The following is an 18,372-nucleotide window of genomic DNA, read 5'->3' as shown; positions in this document are numbered from 1 at the left end:
CGGTAATTCCCAAGGGCGCAAGGGTATTGCTGCGCATCGGCCAATCGCGATCCCGGCAGGTTCACCGGCTCAGACCGCTTCGACATCTGCCGGGACACCACCGGCCATCTCGCGTTCGGACACGACCTACACTTCTGCCTAGGCGCTCACCTCGTCGGCTCGAGGCAGTCACGGCGATCGATTGCCTACGCGATGAGGTCGACGGACGACGTTTGGAGCCGACGCCGACGGGAAACCTCAAAACCCAACGCGCGTAGCGTCGCCAAGCTTAGGCTGGATTTGCTGATTCCAGCACCAACAGGGGAAGTCAGCTGAGAGGAATGGCCATGTCATACATGGTCGCAACGCCTGAGTTGCTGACTACGGCGGCGGGGGACCTAGAGGGTATCGCCGCCGCACTGCAAGGCGCGGCCGCCACCGCGGCGAGTCCAACGACTGGTATCGCAGCTGCGGCGGCCGATGAGGTATCGGCGGCCGTTGCTCGGCTTTTCGGATCGTACGGCCAAGAGTTTCAGGAACTCAGCGCCCGAGGTGCCGCATTCCAAGCCGAATTTGTACAGCGGCTGAACGCCGGCGCGGCGGCCTATCTGTCAGCCGACGCCGCTAACGCCGCGGCCGCCGCTACCGTCCCGGGCGGCGCCTACCAGCAGCTCCTCACCAGCACCGCAACCAACCTGCAAACACTTGGCGCCAGTTGGGCCGCTAACCCGCTGCCCTTCCTGCGGCAGTTCCTGGCCAACCAGGGAACTTACGCACGAGGGTTCGCGACCGCACTGGCCAGCGCTGTGCGGAATTTCCCGACCAACGCAGCCACGCTCCCCGCAGCCTTCCAAGTCGCCGTTGCGGAACTCGAATCGTTCAACGCGGCCTACTACATTCAGAATTTCATCGACACGCAGCTTTACTTTGCCCAAACATTTTTCACCGCGTCTTCCGCCGGTCTCACGTCTCTGGTAGCGGGATTGCCGCAATTCTTCTCCACCGCCGGTTCGGCCTTTCAAACCTTCGCGCAGACCGGCAATTACCAGGCCGCAATAACTCAACTGGCCGGCGGCTACCGCGACCTCTTAATCACCGGGTACGACACCAGCAACTATTCATTTGCGCTGAATGGAAATATTCTCGATCCGACCAATCCGCCAGTCGTGACCGGCGTTGCATACCCTCGCTTGATCGGCCCGTTGGAGGATTTTTTCACGGTCTTCAATCTCCCTGGGCAAGAGGCTCAATACTTGACGAACCTGATGCCACCATCCACCTTCCGGCAGATCGCGCAGAATTTCTCCAACGTACTGAACGCGCTGACGCTGACCAACGTGGAGGCGCAGGTCACGATTCCGTTGACGGCTCCCCAAACCGGATTCACCTCGCTCACCTACTCGTTGCCCCTGGTATTGACATATTCTCTGGCGGGACCTCCGTTCGCGGCGCTTGATGCTGCATTATCGAGCCTGACCTCGATCAATCAGGCCGTTTTCTCCGGGGACCTGCTGTCCGCGGCGAGCGCACTGGTTGATGCGCCGGGCAATATATTGAACGGTTTCCTGAACGGCCAGGTGCTTGTCGATGAACGTATTCCGGTGCCGTTGCCGGACATCGTTATCCCAACAGCGCCGCTGCCGTCTCCTCCTTTCCCTCCTAACATCGTCATCCCGACACCCAAGGGCGGATCGATCACTCCGCACATTCCGTTCTATGGGCTCCTCGTGCCGCCGCACTACCTGTCGGCGACAGTAGATATTCCGGGTGAGACGATCGCGACCCAGCTACCGCCACCGTTCCCTCCCACAATCACCCTCCCCAACGTCAACTTTGAAGCCACGGTTTTCGGCACCCCGTTCATGGGACTGGTTCCGCTGCTGATCAACTACGTTCCACAGCAACTCGCGCTGGCAATCACTAACCCGTCCTAGCGCACGGGATCATTCGGTCTGTCCCGCAACCGGATTGGTCGGTACCCTTTGTGGTCACCGGGTGGTTCGAGCCAGTTGGGGGAAGCCGTGTCATTCGTGGTCTCGACGCCGGATGCGGTGGTGGCCGCGGCCGGAAAGTTGGCCGGAATCGGCTCCGCGCTCGAGGGGGCAGCCGCCGCTGCGGCCAACCCGACAACTGGTATCCCAGCCGCCGCGGCTGATGACGTATCAGCCGCCGTCTCCCAGTTCTTCGGTAGCTACGGCCAAGAGTTCCAAGCCGTCACCGCCCGAGCGGGCGCCTTCTACGCCGAGTTCGTCGGCGTGATGAACGGCAGTGCGGCTGCGTACCTCAGCACCGAGCAGGCCAACGCCGGGAGCGTCGTGCAGTCCGCCGAGAGCGGGGCAGGACGCGGCGGATACCAGCGACTTTTCGAGAACACCACCGTGAACCTGCAGGCCCTCGGCGCCGGTTGGTCCGCTCGGCCATTCCCATTCCTGAACCAGGTCATTGCCAATGAGCAGCGTTACGGACGGCACCTGGCTTCGCAATTTAGCAATTTGGCTCAGAACATCCCTATCGTGTCGGCACCGACGACCGTCGCGGTCAGCACCCAACAAGTCTTGGCCTTCGACGCGGCTTACCACGCGCAACAATTGATAACCACCCAGGTCGGGTTCGGACAGGCCCTCGGTACCGAATTGAATAGCGCTGCCACCGGAATTGTGAATGGATTGCCGACCTATTCGGAGACCCTGCAGAAGGCGTGCACCAAAGCTGTGGCGGGGGATTTCGGTGCCGCTGTGGGTGACGTGGCGAAAGCCCAGCTACGCCTGCTCATCACCGGCTACGATGTCAACAACGTCGCGCTTTCCGTTGATGGCGACTCCTTCGAAGTCGCGGTGCGCCCCTCATTGGTCGGCCCACTGGGACACATCTTCGGAGTCGCCCACATTCCTGGGCAGAATCTGCAGTACCTCGCCGATCTGATGCCGCCCGAGACGCTACCTCGCTTAGTTACCCAGAACGCCGCTCACACGATCAATGCGCTGGCAGTGCCAAGCGTTACCGGGATCGTTTTCGCGAGCCTCACCCCGATAGGCGCGCACTCCAACGCGGAATTCGGGCTGCCGTTGGTTCTCACGTATGCGCTTGTGGGACCGCCGGTCACGATGCTCGACGCGATGGCCGGCACCGCCGAGACGCTCAAGCAAGCGTTGGCGACCGGCAACGGACTGGCAGCCCTGGGTGCACTGATCGATGCTCCCGCCGTCGCGGCGGACGGCTTTCTGAATGGGGAGCATATTGTCGACGAGACGATACCGATCTCACTGCCGGCGCCATTGAGCACGACGATTCCGCTGGTGGTGCACTTGCCGTTCAGCGGGCTTCTTGTTCCCCCGCGACACGTCACGGCAACCATAGATCTGCGCCCACTCGACATAGATCCAGTGGAACTGCACATCGGCGGCACGCCTTTTGCCGGACTCGTTCCGCTGCTGATGCACTACCTGCCGCAACGGCTTGCCGCGGGAATCATGTCCGCGGATTAGTGCAGCAACGTCAGAGAATGGCGACGGCCACCACAATGCCCAGTGCGAACTGCGCCGCGGCCACAATCAGCGAGTCGTAGCTGTACTCGTCAGAATCGAACAACGCGTGCATGTCGACACCGATCACCACAGCAGCGACCCGCATCAGCACCACCTGCGCGGCAATCCCGACCAGGCCGAAAACCGCCGACGCACCGAGCCCTTCGGCAAGCCTGCCCGAGGACGTATAGATGGCCAGCACCACGATGAAGGCCATGCTGACCATCCCGGCCGAGGCCACGATGATGGCGTTCGGCTTCCCCGCTTGGACCATCTTGCGCAGCGGCCCCGGCGTGGTCAGGTCGATGGCGTAGAACCCGATGAGCATCAGGACAAGTCCGACAATCGAGTAGAGGACGATGGCGGCGGCGCCGGCACCGAGACCGGTCCAATAGTTGTCCGAATGCAGCGCCACGACGTTTGTCGTCATCGAGGATCAACTCCGTTCATTTCGGTGGAAGTCATTTCGGTAGACGTCATTTGAGAGGGATCCGGTGTGGGACGAAAGCCGCGCCATCGTCGGTGATGAGTCCGGAGGTCTCGCGGATGCCAAGTCCGGCGGACGTGTCGCCGACAATCCAGGCGCCCAATGCCGGTCGCATATCGTCGAATTCCGGCAGCGGGTCCAGCAATTGATAGACGAAACCCTCTTCGCCGTAGAAGCCGCCAGTCGCGGTCTCCATCCCAGCACCGACGATGGTGACATTCGCGCCTTCCCGCCCGAGCTTGGGTTTGCGTACGTATTCGGTGAGTTCGTGCGGATCGTCGAGGTAGGCGGGCAGCAGGTTCGGATGCCCGGGGTACATCTCCCACAAGACTGCAAGGATCGCCTTGTTAGAGAGCAGCGTCTTCCACAGCGGCTCGATCCACATCGTCTGCGGCAGGGTTGACACCACGTGCTTGCCGAACTGGTCGTCGAGCACCCACTCCCACGGGTGCAGCTTGAAGATGGCGCGGATCGGGTCCTCTTCGAGATCCACAAACCGCTTCAGGGCGGAGTCCCAGCCAACGTCTTCGATCAGCAGCCCGACAGTCTGAAATCCAGCCTCGGCGGCGGTTTCCATCATGTAGGTCGTGGTGATCTGGTCTTCACCGGTGGCCTCCACGCCCGACCAGGCGAAGTGCAACTCGTTGCTGGGAAGAATGTCGGTGAGCGCCTTCCAGCGGTCAACGAGCTGCTCGTGCAACGAATTCCACTGATCGTCATGGGGAAACTTGTCTTTGAGCCAGTACCACTGCAGGATGCTGGCTTCCAGCAGTGTGGTCGGCGTATCGGCGTTGTACTCGAGTAGCACCGCCGGTCGTCGCCCGTCGTAGCGTAAGTCGAAGCGGCCGTACACATGTGGGTCGGATCGACGCCACGATTCGGCGATGTGGGGCCAACTCCATTGCGGCAGGCCAAAATCCGCGTACCGCTCCAACAAGACCACTTGCTCGACGGCATTCAGACACATCGAGTGCAAGAGCTCGACATCGGCTTCGAGCGCGAGGATCTCGTCCATCTCGAACTCGTAGTAGACCGACTCGTCCCAGTACGGCCGGTCGGCCCCGCGCGCGTCCCGCGCCGGTGTCCCGTAGACGAGTCCCTGCGATTCGACGATTGAAGACCAATTCGCGCGCGGCTCAGCCCTGAAACGTTTCACGAGCCACCACTGCCTTTACCGCCGCTGCCGCCGATGCCGCCGCGTTGGATCGTGGTGCCTGACTTGGTGGTGACGTGCGCACCGCCCGGTATGGACGTAGAGCCGCCAATCGGCCGTTGTCCGACCGATCCGCTGCTGCCGTAGTAGTAGCGGTACTGGTGGCCGCCCCAGAAGAAGAAGCCGTTCATTCCCGGGGTGTGGCCGGTGCAGTAGCTGTCGGGGACGATCACCGGCTGACCGTTCGCATCCTCCTGGACGCATTGCGCGGTGACGTTGTCCGGTGACAACAACCAATAGCCGAGGCCTGCCACCAGGCCCACCACGCCGACGGCAGCCGCCGAGCCCATCAGGATTCGCTTCTGCTTCTGGCGCTTGGCCTCGGCCGCCAGTCGCGCCTCTTCGGCCTCGCGCTCCTGGTCCTCGATCTTCTGCCGGGCCCGCAACTCGGCGGGTGTCGGCGGACGCGGCTTGGTTGTGCCCGCGTCTTGAAACTGAATGCTGCCCAACGGTTTCAGTGCCGGCGGCGGCTCCGGTATCGGGGACCCACTCTTGACCGGCCGGTTCGCACCGAGAGAGCTCTTGCGCGGCCCGCCCGCCTGGGGTGGCTGCGGCGGCTTGTCCGGCTGCTTGCCGGGACTGGCCGCGTCCCCGGGCTCAGCCTTTGCGTTCGGGAGCAGCTTGGGTGGCGTCGGCCGGTCCGGCTTGCCGGGACCAGCCGCGTCCTGGGATTCGGTCTGACCGTGTGGGAGCAGCTTGGGCGGTGTCGGCCGGTCGGGCTTCGGCTGGCCTTGGGGCTCGATCTTGCCGTGCGGGAGCAGCTTGGGCGGCGTGTCGGGCTTGCCTGGGCCGCTGCCCTCGGTCCCACCACCCTTCGGTGGGTCTGGTTCTGAACCCACTAGCTGTCCTCCGGTCCCCTCCGATCGCAGCGGCGGCACGCCACCTGCCGATTCGCGAACACGCGGGCAGTCTCCCACACAATCCCGGCTCTGATCATCAAGACCACCACCGCTCCAGTACGCGTGCCACGCCGTCGTCAGTGTTGGATGTCGTGACCTCGTCCGCGGCGGCCAGCGCCTCGGGATGCGCGTTGCCCATCGCCACACCGAGACCGGCACTGCGCAGCATTGGGACATCGTTGGGCATGTCGCCGAAAGCGATCATGTCCCGGTCGGCGATCCCGAGCGGTTCGGCGACCTCGCGCAGGCCGGTGGCCTTGCTGACGCCCCGCGGCACGACCTCCAGCAGACCTTTGTTGGTGGAATAGGTCAGATCGCCCTCGTCGCCGACGTACGGGGCCATCGCGGCAGCCAGGTCCGCGCTGAGCACGCCGGCCTTGCGGATCAGCAGTTTGATCGCCGGCGTGCTGAGCAGGTCCTCGAAAGAAACCTCGGTGTTGTCCGGATTCAGCCACGCGTGCTCGTAGCCCGGCGAACTGACGAACTGCGGGGTCGCCGTGTCATGAGCGCGGGCGCCGATCCGTTCGACGGCCAGTCCGGCACCGGGGATGACGCGCGCGGTGATCTCGGCCAGTGCTGCCAGCGTGTCAACGCTCAGCGTCCGCGCCGCAATCACCGTGTCATGTTCGGGGTCGTAGATGACGGCGCCGTTCGCGCAGACCGCCGTCGGTGCAAACCCGAGTTGCTCGACAACCGGCCGGATCCAGCGGGGAGGACGACCGGTGGCCAATACGAAGTGCGCTCCGCCGGCCACCGCGGCCCGCACGGCCGCACGGGTGCGCGGGCTGAGGGTCTCGTCGTCGGTGAAAAGGGTGCCGTCCACATCGCACCCGATGAGCGCCGGCTGGTTCAGCAGCGGGAACCGCTTGGCATCCGTCATTGAGCCACTGCAGTGATTCGGTTGTCGTAGCTGGCAGGTGTCGTCAGCGCGGTTCGCCTTTGTCTTTCGGTTCCTTCGACGTCACGCCGTCATAGCCACGCTTTTGCGCTCGCTCGGTCAGTTCGGCAATGCGGAATTCCCTGGATTCGTCCGGCGTCGGTGCGCTGCCGCCCAACCGCCGCGGCACCCAGTACTCACCTTCCGGATGTGGGTATTGTTCCTGCACCCAATAGAGCATCGCGTTCATCGCCTGGCGCAACGTGGCGTTGAGCGCAGCAGGGTCGGTCCCCGGCTGCAGTGGCGGCCCGATCGCCGCCATGATCGGAACCTTGCCGCGGATCAGCTTCTTCGGATGATCCTTGGGCCAGATCCGGTGGGCACCCCACACGATCATCGGGATGATCGGCACCTGCGCTTCGACCGCCATGCGAGCCGCGCCGCTCTTGAAGGCCCTGAGCTCGAAGCTCCTGCTGATGGTCGCCTCCGGGTGCACCCCGACGAGTTCGCCCTCCCGCAACCGTTGCACGGCAACCCCATAGGCCTCGGCCCCCAGGGTGCGGTCCACCGGGATCAATTGAATGTGCTTGATCACGTAGTTGACCGCTTTGACCTCTTGCATCTCTGCCTTGATCATGAACCGCAGTCGACGCTTACGTGCTTTGGCGGCCAGCGACGCGGGAATCCAGTCCACATAGCTGGTGTGGTTGAGAGCGATGATCGCCCCGCCGGTCTCGGGGATGTTCTCCAGGCCCTGGTAGGTGATTTTGTTGCCGTTGAGCGCCATGGCCGACGGAACGAGATACTCCAGAAACCGGAAGACTGGCTCAGCCATCGTTGATTTCTCCTTCTACCCCTGCCTCGATCGATGCGGTGCCACCACAGTGGCCGCGGCTTCGTCAGCGTCCATCTGTCGGATGAGCCCTCTGTGCCCGGCGAGCCGCCTTCTCGGCGGCTTCCTCAGCATCCATTCTCGCCGCTTCGGCCAACGACGGGGCGCCGCCGCCCAGTCGGTGCGGGACCCAGAACTCGCCTGCGGGGTGCGGTCCGTACTGCTCCTGCGCGCGGATCAGCAGGTGCTGCATCCGGGAGTGCAATAGCGCGGTCAGCTCGGGAGTGGGCAGCGTGGGTTCGATGGGTTCGCCGACGATCACCTGGATCGGCACTTTGGGGCGGAAGATCTTCTTCGGGTGTCCCTTGGTCCAGATCCGCTGAGCGCCCCAGACGACATGCGGGATGATCGGGACGCCGGCCTCGACCGCCATTCGGGCAGCACCGGTCTTGAATTCCTTGATCTCGAAGCTGCGGCTGATCGTCGCCTCGGGATAAACGCCGACCAGCTCACCAGCCTTGAGGTTTTCCACGGCCGCGTTGTAAGAGGCGGCGCCGCTTTCCCGGTCCACCGGAATGTGGCGGAAGGAGCGCATCAGCGGCCCGGTGATCTTGTGGTCGAACACCTCCTGCTTGGCCATGAAGCGCACCTTGCGACCAAGCTTCTGCCGGTAGAACGGCAAACCTGCCAGGGTGAAGTCCAGATAACCCGTGTGATTGATGGCGACAACGGCGCCGCCGGTAGGCGGTAAGTTCTCCATCCCGGTCACAGTGATCTTGAGACCCTGTATGCGAAATATCAGGCGGGCGATCGTTATGGCAGTGCCGTAGGCCGGTTCCACAGCTGTTCAGCGTAATGCTCATAGCTGTCCGCCGTCCGAAGTGGGATGAACCTGACCGCGAACAGGGCGAGGTGAGCATGGGATATCCGTTGTCTCGACCTGTGGTGCCCGAGGTGGTGCGGCGGCTCGCGGCCGGCCGGCCGGTGCGCGCGGTGTGGCTCAACGAACTGGGCGACATCACCTTTCGGGTGGATTCGGGAGCCGAATTCGTCAAAGTTGGCGGGCCGCACGCTGCCGACTTCGCGAATGAAGCGCGCCGGTTGCGCTGGGCCGCGGGCTATATCCCGGTGCCGCAGGTCCTGGATTCCGGATACGACGAGGGACACGCATGGCTGCACACCCGTGGGCTACCCGGGGTGTCGGCGGTGCATCCCCGTTGGCAGGAGACGCCCGCCGTTCCGGTCCGGGCGATCGGTGTGGGGTTGCGCACAATGCACGACAGCCTGCCGGTCTCGTTGTGCCCGTTCGACTGGTCGGTGCGCAGTCGCTTGCCCGTCCTGCGCCCGGCGCATCGAGCGAACCTCCCCGATCCACCCCCGATTGACCGCCTCGTCGTCTGCCACGGCGACGCGTGCGCACCCAACACACTGGTCGACCCTCGCGGCAACTACTGCGGGCACGTCGACCTCGGGGAACTCGGCGTCGCTGACCGGTGGGCTGATCTGGCAGTGGCAACGCTGTCGCTGGGCTGGAACTATCCCGGCCGAAGCTGGGAGGCAGAGTTTTTCGACGCCTACGGAATCGAGCCCGATCCGGTACGCATCGACTACTACCGGCGGCTGTGGCAGGACCCGGACCTCTGACTCAAGCTAAACTGGGGCGCTGAAGACGCGGCAGCCGCAAGCGCGTCTGCAGCGTATTGGAAAGGCATTCGTGCAGGTCACAAGCGTCGGCCACGCCGGCTTTCTGATCCAAACCCGGGCGGGCAGCATCCTGTGCGATCCGTGGGTCAACCCGGCGTACTTCGCGTCCTGGATCCCGTTCCCGGACAACACCGCGCTGGACTGGGACGCGCTGGGCGACTGCGACTACCTGTATGTGTCGCACCTGCACAAGGACCACTTCGACGCGAAGCTGTTGACCGCGCACGTCAACAAAGACGCCGTAGTGCTGCTGCCCGACTTCCCGGTGCCCGATCTACGCAGCGAGTTGCAGAAGCTCGGCTTCCACCGGTTCTTCGAGACGACGGACTCCGTCCAGCACCAACTGTCCGGGCCCAAGGGCGACCTCGACATCATGATCATCGCCCTGCGCGCTCCGGCGGACGGCCCGATCGGCGACTCCGCGCTGGTGGTGTCTGACGGCGACACCACGGTTTTCAACATGAACGACGCCCGTCCGGTCGATCTGGACGTGCTGGCTGCAGACTTCGGTCATATCGATGTGCACCTGCTGCAATATTCCGGCGCGATCTGGTACCCGATGGTCTACGACATGCCCGCCCGCGCCAAGGAAGCATTCGGCACCCAGAAGCGGCAGCGCCAGATGGACCGCGCCCGCCAATACATCGCCCAGGTCGGGGCGACCTGGGTGGTGCCGTCCGCGGGGCCGCCGTGCTTCCTGGATCCCGAACTGCGCCACCTCAACGACGACTGCGGCGATCCGGCGAACATCTTCCCCGACCAGATGGTGTTCCTCGACCAGATGCGCATTCATGGCAATGCGGGTGGCCTGCTGATGATGCCCGGATCGGTCGCCGATTTCACCGGTACGACGCTGACGTCGCTGAACCACCCACTACCCACCGAGCAGGTCGAGGCGATTTTCACCACCGGGAAAGCGGCCTACATCGCCGACTTCGCCGAACGCATGGCTCCCGTCCTTGCTGCCGAGAAGGCGGGCTGGGCGTCCGCCACCGGCGAGCCGCTGCTGGAGCCGCTGCGCGCCCTGTTCGAGCCGATCATGTTGGGCAGCAACGAGATCTGCGACGGCATCGGCTATCCGGCGGAATTGGTGATCGGCCCGGAGACGGTGGTGCTGGACTTTCCGAAACGTGCCGTGCGGGAACGCATTCCCGACGAGAAGGTCCGGTACGGGTTTGCGATCGAACCCGAATTGGTGCGGACCGTGCTGCGTGACAACGAGCCGGACTGGGTCAACACCATCTTCCTGTCCACCCGGTTCAAGGCCTGGCGCGTCGGTGGCTACAACGAGTACCTCTACACGTTCTTCAAGTGCTTGACCGACGAACGAATCGCCTACGCCGACGGCTGGTTCGCCGAGACCCACGACGACTCCGCGTCGATCACGCTCGACGGTTGGGAGATGCAGCGTCGCTGCCCCCACCTCAAGGCCGACCTGTCAAAGTTCGGCGTCGTCGAGGGCAATACGCTGACCTGCAACCTGCATGGGTGGCAATGGCGACTCACCGATGGCCGCTGCCTGACCACCAAAGGTCATGAGCTGAGGAGCGCGCGGGCATGAGCACACCAGTGGAACTCTGCTACGACGACGGTGCGGTGCAACTGGACCAGATGGCGATCACACTGCGCCGCTACCACTTCCCCTCCGGCACCGCGAAAGTGATCGGGCTCAATCGGATTCGGGCTTACAAGGTCGAGGCGCTGGGCCTGTTCACGGTTCGGTTCAACCTCTGGGGTAGCCCGGACTTTCGCCGTTGGCTGCCCCTGGACATCTATCGGCCGATCAGGTCCACGTTGATCACACTCGATATCGACGGTTCGGCGCCGGCCTTCACCCCGGCACGTCCCGACGAATTCATCGCCTGCCTCGAAGAACTGCTGGACGCCCGCGGCTGACTCTAGTTCGATCGTCGCGACCCGCTGCGACCCGCTTCGCCTGTTGTGACGACCCGCCCCTGCGATCACCATGGGCGCCAAGCGCGCGGTCACCGCGCCGAAAGTGCATCCAGAGTGCCCTCCCGTCGAATTTCTCGCTCTCAGCGCACGCTCGCCGCGCTGGGCGCACGCTCGGCGTCGGCTGCGCCCGGCGTACCGCCGCCTTGCAATCGCGGCTAGCGGTCCTCGAGTGCCGCTCGGCCGGCGTTGTAACCGGGCGTGAAGGTGATCCCGGGGCCCCCATGGCAGCCGGCGCTGCCCAGGTACAGACCCTGCACCGGGATCGGCTGCCCGATGTAGCCCCTGGGGCCGGGCCGGTTCTGGCCAACCTGGTCCGAGTGCAGCAGGCCGTGGCAGTAGTCACCGCCCGGTGCGCCGAACATGACACCCATGTGTTTGGGCGTGAAAGTGGTGTGGCGGATGATGCTGCGCTCGAAGTTGGGTGCCAGCCGCGTGATCTTGTCGATCACCCGCTGGCCCATCTCCACCTTGGCCTGGCCGTAGTCTGCGCCGCCCTCGATCGGGAACCAGAGCGCAAACGCCGAAGCCGCGTGCTTGCCCTCCGGCGCGAGATCCGGATCATGCACCGACGGGACCTGCAACACCAGCGTCGGGTCGGCCGGCACGATGCCGCGACGACACTCCTCCCACTGCTGCTGGACCTCTTCCGGTGTGCAGAAGAGGCCGATCGACGCCTGCATGGTCGGATCGTTGAGCGCCTCGTAGGGTGCGGCGAATTCCGGCGCCTCTTCGAGCGCGAAGTGCATCTGCAGGTAGCTACCGCGGTGGTCGATCCGCGAGTAGCGCTCTCGGATCTCCGCTGGCAGCACCGACGGGTCGATCAGGTCGTTGAGCGTGACGTCGGGCGCGATCGAGGAGACGACGATCGGGGCGGTCAGCGTGTCACCGCTTTCGGTGCGCACTCCGTGGACCCGGCCGTCGGAGACGAGAATCTCGCTCACCTTGGAGCGCAGTCTGACTTCGCCGCCGTTGTCCACCAGGACGCCGGCCAAGTGCCCGGTGAGCGCGCCGATGCCGCCGCGCAGCTTCTTCATCTGCACGAAGTCGCCGTCGGGGATGCCGAGGCCGAAGGCGAGCGCAGCGGCACTGCCCGGGGTGGACGGACCCCGGTAGAGGGTGTTGACCGCCAGCACGGTCATCGAGCCCCGAATGGCGCCGTGCTTCTCGCGGTCCGGGAAGTACCGGTCCAAGACGTCCGTGACCGACCCGAACAGCATGTCGTCGATCGCGGAGCGCTCGAATTCGTTGGTGGCGCAGGCGTACATCTCGTCGAAGGTCTTGGGCAAGGTGCCTGCCTCGAAGCGGCCCAGCGCACGTGTCGGCGCTTGGGCCCACATCAGCAGCCCACCCATGCCGGCGACGGCGTCCGCCCCGTGCACCTCGTTGAGGTGAGCGAACATCTTCATCGGGTCGCTGTACTGGACCAGCGGATCGTCGCCGACGCCTCGCAGCGCTACCGACATCACCTCCAGGTCGACCGTCGGAATGGTGTCCAGACCCAACTCGCCGATCACTTCGGCCGAGGTAGGGAACTGCACCGATCCGGCGATTTCGAAGTGGTAGCCGTCGAATAGCTCGACGGTTGACGCCATGCCGCCCGCATACAGCTTGCCGTCCAGGCAGATGGTGCGCAGCCCGGCCCGCTGCAGCAGTACCGCCGCGGTGAGTCCGTTGTGGCCTGCGCCGATGACGATCGCGTCGTATCCGGTTTCCGTTTCAGACATGCTGACCTCCCGAATCGGAGGCTGTCACGCACGCCAAGTTTTGTCAATTATGACGAAACTTGTGGCGCTGCCCAGGTGTCGGTGATACCGGCCCGCAGGGCCTCGAGGGCCACGTGGCTCACCCGGGCCAACTCACCGAGCGACCGATCCTGGCCGGACTCGGGTCCGAGCATCCAGGCCTCCATCGCCCCGAAGACCGCGGCGGCAATGCAGCGAGCGGTCACGGTGATACGCAACTGGGCGTCGGGTGTTTGTTCCACCGTGCGACGGCGCCGTTGCAGCTGGGCCTGGATGGCGTCGGCGAGATCGGCCTGGACGTCGCGAATATGTCGGATGATCCGGCCCGGATCGATCTCGTCACCCCGCAGAGCTGCAATTTTCGTCACGGCCTCGACGTCATACGGGAACGCGAAGATGGCCGCCTGCACGGACTCAATGACCGACTCGTCGACGGGCCTGGCATCCAGCGCGGTTCGGAACCAGTTCAATCCCGTGTAGTCCGCGAATAACAAATCGTGCTTGGAGCTGAAGTGGCGATAGAAGGTGCGCAGCGAGACGCCGGCATCCGCAGCGATCTGTTCGGCCGAAGTGTCCTCGACCCCCTGCGCCAGGAACCGCACCAGCGCAGCTTGTCGCAGCGCCTCGCGGGTGCGTTCGCTGCGCACCGTCTGTGCTGGCCGGACCACCTACGTAACCTACCTTGTGAACTTGTTTTGACAATATTGACAAAACTTTGGCCGCGGGGTGAGACTTCGGCCATGGTGTCGCTCATCGCTCATGCTGTCCTCGGTATCGCCGTCATCCTGTGGATCGTCAAGTCGAATCCGGCGGTCTACGCCAGGCCCGCGAACGGGCCGCTGTTCTCGCCACTGGAAATCGTGTACTACGTCGTCGGTGTCGCCTCGGTCGCGCTGGGCTGGTATTTCAACATCCGCTTCGTGCAGGGATACGCACCACACGGGATCACCGGCACCCACAACCCGATTTGGGGTCCGGGCAGTTGGACGCAGTACATCCAGTTGATGTTCACCAACCCGGCCGCCGGGTCCGCGAGTCAGGACTACACGATCGCGAACGTCATTCTGCTGCCGCTGTTCTCGATCACCGACGGTTACCGGCGTGCTTTCAAGCGGCCCTGGCTGTTCTTCGTGAGCAGCCTGTTCACCAGCTTCGCGTTCGCGTTCGCGTTCTATTTCGCCACCATCGAGCGCCAGCACCGGCACGAGCGGACCGCCGAGGTGCCGAAGCCCAAGGTCGCGGCTTAAATGGACCAGGCCGACTAGGCGCTGATGCCGCCGTAGTCGTTTCCGTCGGCTCGGACACCTGACTTTCGCGACCCCGGGGAACCGTGGTGATGAGCCTGATTTCCACCTCGGCGTTTGGCGATGTACATCGCCGTGTCGGCCATGGCGATCATTTCGACCAGCAAGTCGTCGAGATTGCCGACTGCATCGTGGAGCGGCACGCGGACAGTGCCGATGCTTGCCGTCATGCGGAACGGCAGCGCAGCGATCGCCTCACACAGAAGACGTGCGCGCCGGTCGATGTCGGGCTCGGACCAGTAGTCGGCGAGGACGAATTCTTCTCCTCCCGCCCGACCGATGATCGCGGTCTCCTGCGCACCGCTACGCAGCGCGCGTGCTACCGCGACCAGCGCTTTGTCGCCGGCCATGTGCCCGTGGCGATCATTGATGAGCTTGAATCGGTCCAGGTCGATCATGGCGATGATCAGATGCGGCAGCTGTTCGAAATCCCCGACGATGCGGGCTTTGACCCGTCGGTGAAATGCGCGGCGGTTCAGCAACCCGGTCAACTGATCGCGTTCGGCGCGTACCGCATCAGCTCCAAGTACGTGCACCACTGTCTGGATGCCGAAGGGTACGGCCAGATTCAGCAGCAGGACTAACGACATTCCGCACACGGCGGTGAGGAAGTTGTACGTAGCCGCGATCCGCTGACCCGCGAAAGCGCCCACCGCGATGGCAACAGCGAAGTTATAAACCATCAGGATCGGTGTGTGGAAGAGGGCGATGTAGAACGCCATGGCTGCAAACGTGGTGCACGTGAGCATGGCAACGATCGGATCGCTCTGGCCCAGCGCAACCAGCGCGATGCTCAAGTTGGAGACGATCGCGAATGCGATCGCCTGGGTGCGATTCGGCCAGCGCAGCGCCCATAAGGCCGATCCCGCGGCGGCGCCGACGGCTGCTACGACGGCGCAGGTGATCTGAACGGTTGTCTTCGGTCCGGTGGGCGTCCAGATGGTCGCGAGGGCGTCGATTACCAGAAACCCGGCGATCAGCGAGATGACTGTCCGGGCCAGGGTGCACATTCGACGTCCGGACAGGAAGGTACTCAATTGGTCATAGTGATCGGCCTGACGCCACCACAATCCGAGCCGCCCCATTGTTGCTCCCCCTGAACGACAGCGCCGAGGATCACATTTCGGTCCCCGGATCTTTCGTTCAGCCGAATGCTAGTTCGGTTGGGGTACCCAAAACCATTGATTTCGAATGTTTAGCCACCAGATTGCAAGGTTATGGTCCGGGAGGGGCCCGTTAGGCCGTCGCTCAGGCGCTAATCTCACCGCCGAGGTAGTCAACTCCCTTGACGGGTGGTTGGCGGTGATGGCGGGCACGATTCCCACCTTCCCGTTTGGCGACGTACATCGCAGCGTCGGCCGCTGAGATCAGCTCGAGGAGTAGGTCGCCGTTGGGGCCGACGCGGCCACCAAGGTAGATACTCGCGGTGCCCAGGCTGGCGGTTAGGTTCAACGGCAGCGCGGCGATCGCCTCGCACAGTGCGCGCGCCCGCTGTGTGGTCTCCTCGGGATCCCACCGGTCGGCAATGACGAACTCTTCGCCGCCGACCCGGCCGATCACGGCGGTGTCGTCGGTGTTCTCCCGGAGGGCCCGCGCCACCGAGACCAACGCATCATCGCCGGCGCTGTGCCCGTACTTATCGTTGAGCTGTTTGAAGCGATCCAGGTCGATCACCGTCACCACAAGATGTGCCGGTCGCTCGCCACCGCGATTCAGGAGTCTTTTGGCGCGCCGGTGGAATGCGCCTCGGTTCAGTAAGCCGGTGAGCTGGTCGCGTTCGGCTCGCACGGCATCGACGCCTAGCACCTGCACCACCGTTTGCAAGCCAACCGGGACCGCCAGATTCAGCGCCAGGACCACGGAGTAGGCACACAACGCTGCCACCAGGTTGTATGCATGGGCCATCCGAACGCCCTCGAAGGCTCCCACCAGCGCCGCGACGGCGAAGTTGTAAGCCATCAGCGGCGCCGTATGAAACAGCGCGATATACGTCGCCATCGTTGCGAAGGTCGTGCAGCTCAGCATTGCGGCAACCGGGTGGCTCTGCGCCAGGGTGGACAGCGCGATGCTGGCATTGGACAGAACTGCGAATGAGATCGCCTGCGCGCGGGTGGGCCAGTGCAAGACCCACAGCAGGGCGCTGGCGGCAGCTCCGACACACGCTGCAAGGGCACACGCGATCATGACCGATCCGTGCGGCCCGGTCGGTGCCCATATCGTTGCCAGCGCGACCAGCGACAGGGACATGGCGATGGACGCGGTGGAGACGCGCGTCATGGTGGCCATACCCCGTGCACGCAGATGCGAACTCAGCTGCTCGTAGTGATCGGGCTGCCGCCACCAGCGGACGAGCCAGCTCATCGCAAACTCCCCCAGCTTCCCAACCGCGTCAACAGGCGTTATCCCGAAGATGGCACCTGCAAGGTGAAATGTCTAGCTGAGGAATACCTGCTCGCGAGCGCCCCGAAACGGATTCAGGCCGGCTCCAGAACTTCAGTTCCGACGAATGGAACCAGCGCGGCCGGCACCCGCACGCTGCCGTCCGGCTGCTGATGGTTCTCCAGGATCGAGACCAACCAGCGCGTCGTGCCCAGCGTGCCGTTGAGGGTCGCGGCCGTCTGTGGCTTGCCGTTGGCGTCTCGATAGCGGGTTGCCAGCCGGCGCGCCTGGAACGTGGTGCAGTTCGAGGTCGAGGTCAGCTCCCGGTAGGTCGCCTGCGTCGGCACCCACGCCTCGCAGTCAAACTTGCGAGCAGCCGACGAGCCGAGGTCACCCGCGGCCACGTCGATCACGCGATAGGGCACCTCGATGTGCGCCAGCATCTCTCGCTGCCAACCCAGCAACCGCTGATGCTCGGCCTCGGCCTGGTCCGGCACGGTGTAGACGAAGCCTTCGACCTTGTCGAACTGGTGCACTCGGATGATGCCGCGGGTGTCCTTGCCATAACTGCCGGCCTCCCGCCGGAAACACGACGACCAGCCCGCGTAGCGCAGGGGCCCGTTGGACAAGTCCAGGATCTCGTCGGAGTGGTAGCCGGCCAACGGCACCTCAGAGGTTCCGACCAGGTACAGGTCATCGGCCTCCAAGCGGTAGATCTCGTCGGCGTGAGCACCCAGGAATCCGGTGCCCGACATCACCTCCGGACGCACCAGCACCGGCGGGATCATCGGGATGAAGCCGTTCTCCACCGCCACGCGCAGTGCCAGTTGCAGCAGGCCCAGCTGCAACAGTGCGCCGCGGCCGGTCAAGAAGTAGAACCTGGACCCGGACACCTTGGCGCCGCGCGCCATGTCGATCAGGCCCAGCGCCTCGCCGAGTTCCAGGTGATCCTTCGGGTTGTCCAGCCGCGGGGGCTCGCCCACCACGTCGAGGACCGCGAAGTCGGACTCGCCGCCGGCGGGAACGCCCTCGATGACGACATTGGAGATCGCCATATGCGCCGCCGTGAACGCGGTCTCGGCGGCAACTTGATCCGTCTCGGCGGCCTTCACCTGTTCGGCAAGATCTTTCGCGCGCTGCAACAGGGCGGGACGCTCATCTGGCGACGCCTTGCCCACGCTCTTGCTGGCGGCCTTCTGCTCGGCGCGCAACGAGTCGGCGGACGAGATCGCCGCCCGGCGCGCGGTGTCTGCGGTCAATAGGGCGTCCACCAGGGCCGGGTCTTCACCACGGCTGAGTTGGGAACGTCGGACCACGTCGGGGTCTTCCCGGAGCTGCTTGAGGTCGATCACGGCCGCAAGACTACTTTTGGCGGGGCAGTCGGATCGCGTCAGCTAGGTCGTTGGACGACTCTGGGGCGGCTCGCAGCCCACCCGGGGTATCACATCTGCAACATTAGTAACGCTCCTGGGTAAG

Annotated in this window: 17 protein-coding genes; 6 read left to right on the top strand and 11 right to left on the bottom strand. The window is 64.3% G+C overall.

The window, feature by feature from the left end; all coding sequences use genetic code 11:
* The first annotated feature begins 320 nt into the window (after positions 1 to 320).
* Both ACZY1I_RS26645 and ACZY1I_RS26640 read left to right on the top strand, forming a co-directional pair.
* On the top strand, positions 321 to 1,913 hold the full coding sequence (locus ACZY1I_RS26645) for a PE family protein (RefSeq protein WP_463759533.1): 1,593 nt from the start codon (positions 321 to 323) through the stop codon (positions 1,911 to 1,913).
* 87 nt (positions 1,914 to 2,000) lie between these two features.
* Positions 2,001 to 3,464 carry a PE family protein gene (locus ACZY1I_RS26640; protein ID WP_463759530.1) on the top strand — a complete coding sequence of 488 codons (1,464 nt, stop codon included), beginning with the start codon at positions 2,001 to 2,003 and terminating at the stop codon, positions 3,462 to 3,464.
* A 10-nt stretch (positions 3,465 to 3,474) separates the two neighbouring features.
* Here ACZY1I_RS26640 and ACZY1I_RS26635 read toward each other — a convergent pair whose 3' ends face one another.
* From ACZY1I_RS26635 to ACZY1I_RS26610, 6 genes are all read right to left on the bottom strand, one after another.
* The gene (locus tag ACZY1I_RS26635) at positions 3,475 to 3,912 is read right to left on the bottom strand and encodes a DUF350 domain-containing protein (protein WP_463759900.1); all 438 of its coding nucleotides are present in this window, start codon (positions 3,910 to 3,912) and stop codon (positions 3,475 to 3,477) included.
* Between the two features lie 67 nt (positions 3,913 to 3,979).
* Positions 3,980 to 5,146 (bottom strand): glutathionylspermidine synthase family protein, encoded by a 1,167-nt coding sequence (locus tag ACZY1I_RS26630; protein ID WP_463759526.1) that lies wholly within the window; start codon positions 5,144 to 5,146, stop codon positions 3,980 to 3,982.
* On the bottom strand, positions 5,143 to 6,042 hold the full coding sequence (locus ACZY1I_RS26625) for a hypothetical protein (protein ID WP_463759523.1): 900 nt from the start codon (positions 6,040 to 6,042) through the stop codon (positions 5,143 to 5,145). The genes ACZY1I_RS26630 and ACZY1I_RS26625 overlap by 4 nt, the downstream gene beginning before the upstream one ends.
* Positions 6,043 to 6,139: 97 nt before the next feature.
* Positions 6,140 to 6,982 (bottom strand): HAD family hydrolase, encoded by an 843-nt coding sequence (locus ACZY1I_RS26620; RefSeq protein ID WP_463759519.1) that lies wholly within the window; start codon positions 6,980 to 6,982, stop codon positions 6,140 to 6,142.
* Positions 6,983 to 7,025: 43 nt separating this feature from the next.
* A complete protein-coding gene (locus ACZY1I_RS26615; protein ID WP_463759517.1) occupies positions 7,026 to 7,814 on the bottom strand; it encodes a lysophospholipid acyltransferase family protein in 789 nt (262 codons plus the stop codon).
* A 64-nt stretch (positions 7,815 to 7,878) separates the two neighbouring features.
* Positions 7,879 to 8,652, bottom strand: a complete 774-nt coding sequence (locus ACZY1I_RS26610; protein WP_463759514.1) for a lysophospholipid acyltransferase family protein — start codon at positions 8,650 to 8,652, stop codon at positions 7,879 to 7,881.
* 77 nt (positions 8,653 to 8,729) lie between these two features.
* Here ACZY1I_RS26610 and ACZY1I_RS26605 point away from each other — a divergent pair, with 77 nt between their 5' ends.
* The 3 genes from ACZY1I_RS26605 (at position 8,730) to ACZY1I_RS26595 (ending at position 11,411) form a co-directional block, all read left to right on the top strand.
* Positions 8,730 to 9,455: a phosphotransferase gene (locus tag ACZY1I_RS26605; RefSeq protein ID WP_463759898.1), complete on the top strand. Its 726-nt coding sequence runs from the start codon at positions 8,730 to 8,732 to the stop codon at positions 9,453 to 9,455.
* A 70-nt stretch (positions 9,456 to 9,525) separates the two neighbouring features.
* Complete coding sequence (locus ACZY1I_RS26600) at positions 9,526 to 11,076, top strand: Rieske 2Fe-2S domain-containing protein (protein WP_463759511.1); 1,551 nt, start codon at positions 9,526 to 9,528, stop codon at positions 11,074 to 11,076.
* Entirely contained in the window at positions 11,073 to 11,411 is a 339-nt protein-coding gene (locus ACZY1I_RS26595; protein ID WP_463759509.1) for a hypothetical protein, read from the top strand. Before ACZY1I_RS26600 ends, ACZY1I_RS26595 begins: the two co-directional genes overlap by 4 nt.
* Before the next feature lie 215 nt (positions 11,412 to 11,626).
* On the opposite strand, the gene ACZY1I_RS26590 is transcribed toward ACZY1I_RS26595, so the two are convergent.
* Both ACZY1I_RS26590 and ACZY1I_RS26585 read right to left on the bottom strand, forming a co-directional pair.
* Positions 11,627 to 13,195 carry a phytoene desaturase family protein gene (locus ACZY1I_RS26590; protein ID WP_463759507.1) on the bottom strand — a complete coding sequence of 523 codons (1,569 nt, stop codon included), beginning with the start codon at positions 13,193 to 13,195 and terminating at the stop codon, positions 11,627 to 11,629.
* Between the two features lie 47 nt (positions 13,196 to 13,242).
* A complete protein-coding gene (locus tag ACZY1I_RS26585) occupies positions 13,243 to 13,881 on the bottom strand; it encodes a TetR/AcrR family transcriptional regulator (RefSeq protein ID WP_463759505.1) in 639 nt (212 codons plus the stop codon).
* A gap of 72 nt (positions 13,882 to 13,953) precedes the next feature.
* On the opposite strand from ACZY1I_RS26585, the gene ACZY1I_RS26580 reads away from it, so the two are divergent.
* Positions 13,954 to 14,460, top strand: coding sequence for a DUF2834 domain-containing protein (locus tag ACZY1I_RS26580; protein WP_463759503.1), 507 nt, complete (start codon positions 13,954 to 13,956; stop codon positions 14,458 to 14,460).
* Positions 14,461 to 14,474: 14 nt separating this feature from the next.
* On the opposite strand, the gene ACZY1I_RS26575 is transcribed toward ACZY1I_RS26580, so the two are convergent.
* From ACZY1I_RS26575 to serS, 3 genes are all read right to left on the bottom strand, one after another.
* Complete coding sequence (locus ACZY1I_RS26575; RefSeq protein WP_463759500.1) at positions 14,475 to 15,602, bottom strand: GGDEF domain-containing protein; 1,128 nt, start codon at positions 15,600 to 15,602, stop codon at positions 14,475 to 14,477.
* Between the two features lie 163 nt (positions 15,603 to 15,765).
* A complete protein-coding gene (locus ACZY1I_RS26570) occupies positions 15,766 to 16,878 on the bottom strand; it encodes a GGDEF domain-containing protein (protein WP_463759498.1) in 1,113 nt (370 codons plus the stop codon).
* Between the two features lie 113 nt (positions 16,879 to 16,991).
* The gene (gene serS, locus ACZY1I_RS26565; RefSeq protein WP_463759495.1) at positions 16,992 to 18,248 is read right to left on the bottom strand and encodes a serine--tRNA ligase; all 1,257 of its coding nucleotides are present in this window, start codon (positions 18,246 to 18,248) and stop codon (positions 16,992 to 16,994) included.
* Positions 18,249 to 18,372: the final 124 nt, after the last annotated feature.

This window comes from Mycobacterium sp. IDUB_37, assembly GCF_055419245.1.
Note: the sequence above shows the minus strand (reverse complement) of the source record. Positions and strands in the feature narration are given on the sequence as shown.

What these genes read in the sequence shown, in the direction of transcription:
- ACZY1I_RS26645 (WP_463759533.1), top strand. Translation starts at nt 321, where the DNA reads ATGGCCATGTCATACATGGTCGCAACGCCTGAGTTGCTGACTACGGCG.
- ACZY1I_RS26620 (WP_463759519.1), bottom strand. Translation starts at nt 6,982, where the DNA reads ATGACGGATGCCAAGCGGTTCCCGCTGCTGAACCAGCCGGCGCTCATC.
- ACZY1I_RS26615 (WP_463759517.1), bottom strand. Translation starts at nt 7,814, where the DNA reads ATGGCTGAGCCAGTCTTCCGGTTTCTGGAGTATCTCGTTCCGTCGGCC.
- ACZY1I_RS26605 (WP_463759898.1), top strand. Translation starts at nt 8,730, where the DNA reads ATGGGATATCCGTTGTCTCGACCTGTGGTGCCCGAGGTGGTGCGGCGG.
- ACZY1I_RS26595 (WP_463759509.1), top strand. Translation starts at nt 11,073, where the DNA reads ATGAGCACACCAGTGGAACTCTGCTACGACGACGGTGCGGTGCAACTG.
- ACZY1I_RS26590 (WP_463759507.1), bottom strand. Translation starts at nt 13,195, where the DNA reads ATGTCTGAAACGGAAACCGGATACGACGCGATCGTCATCGGCGCAGGC.
- ACZY1I_RS26580 (WP_463759503.1), top strand. Translation starts at nt 13,954, where the DNA reads ATGGTGTCGCTCATCGCTCATGCTGTCCTCGGTATCGCCGTCATCCTG.
- ACZY1I_RS26575 (WP_463759500.1), bottom strand. Translation starts at nt 15,602, where the DNA reads ATGGGGCGGCTCGGATTGTGGTGGCGTCAGGCCGATCACTATGACCAA.
- ACZY1I_RS26570 (WP_463759498.1), bottom strand. Translation starts at nt 16,878, where the DNA reads ATGAGCTGGCTCGTCCGCTGGTGGCGGCAGCCCGATCACTACGAGCAG.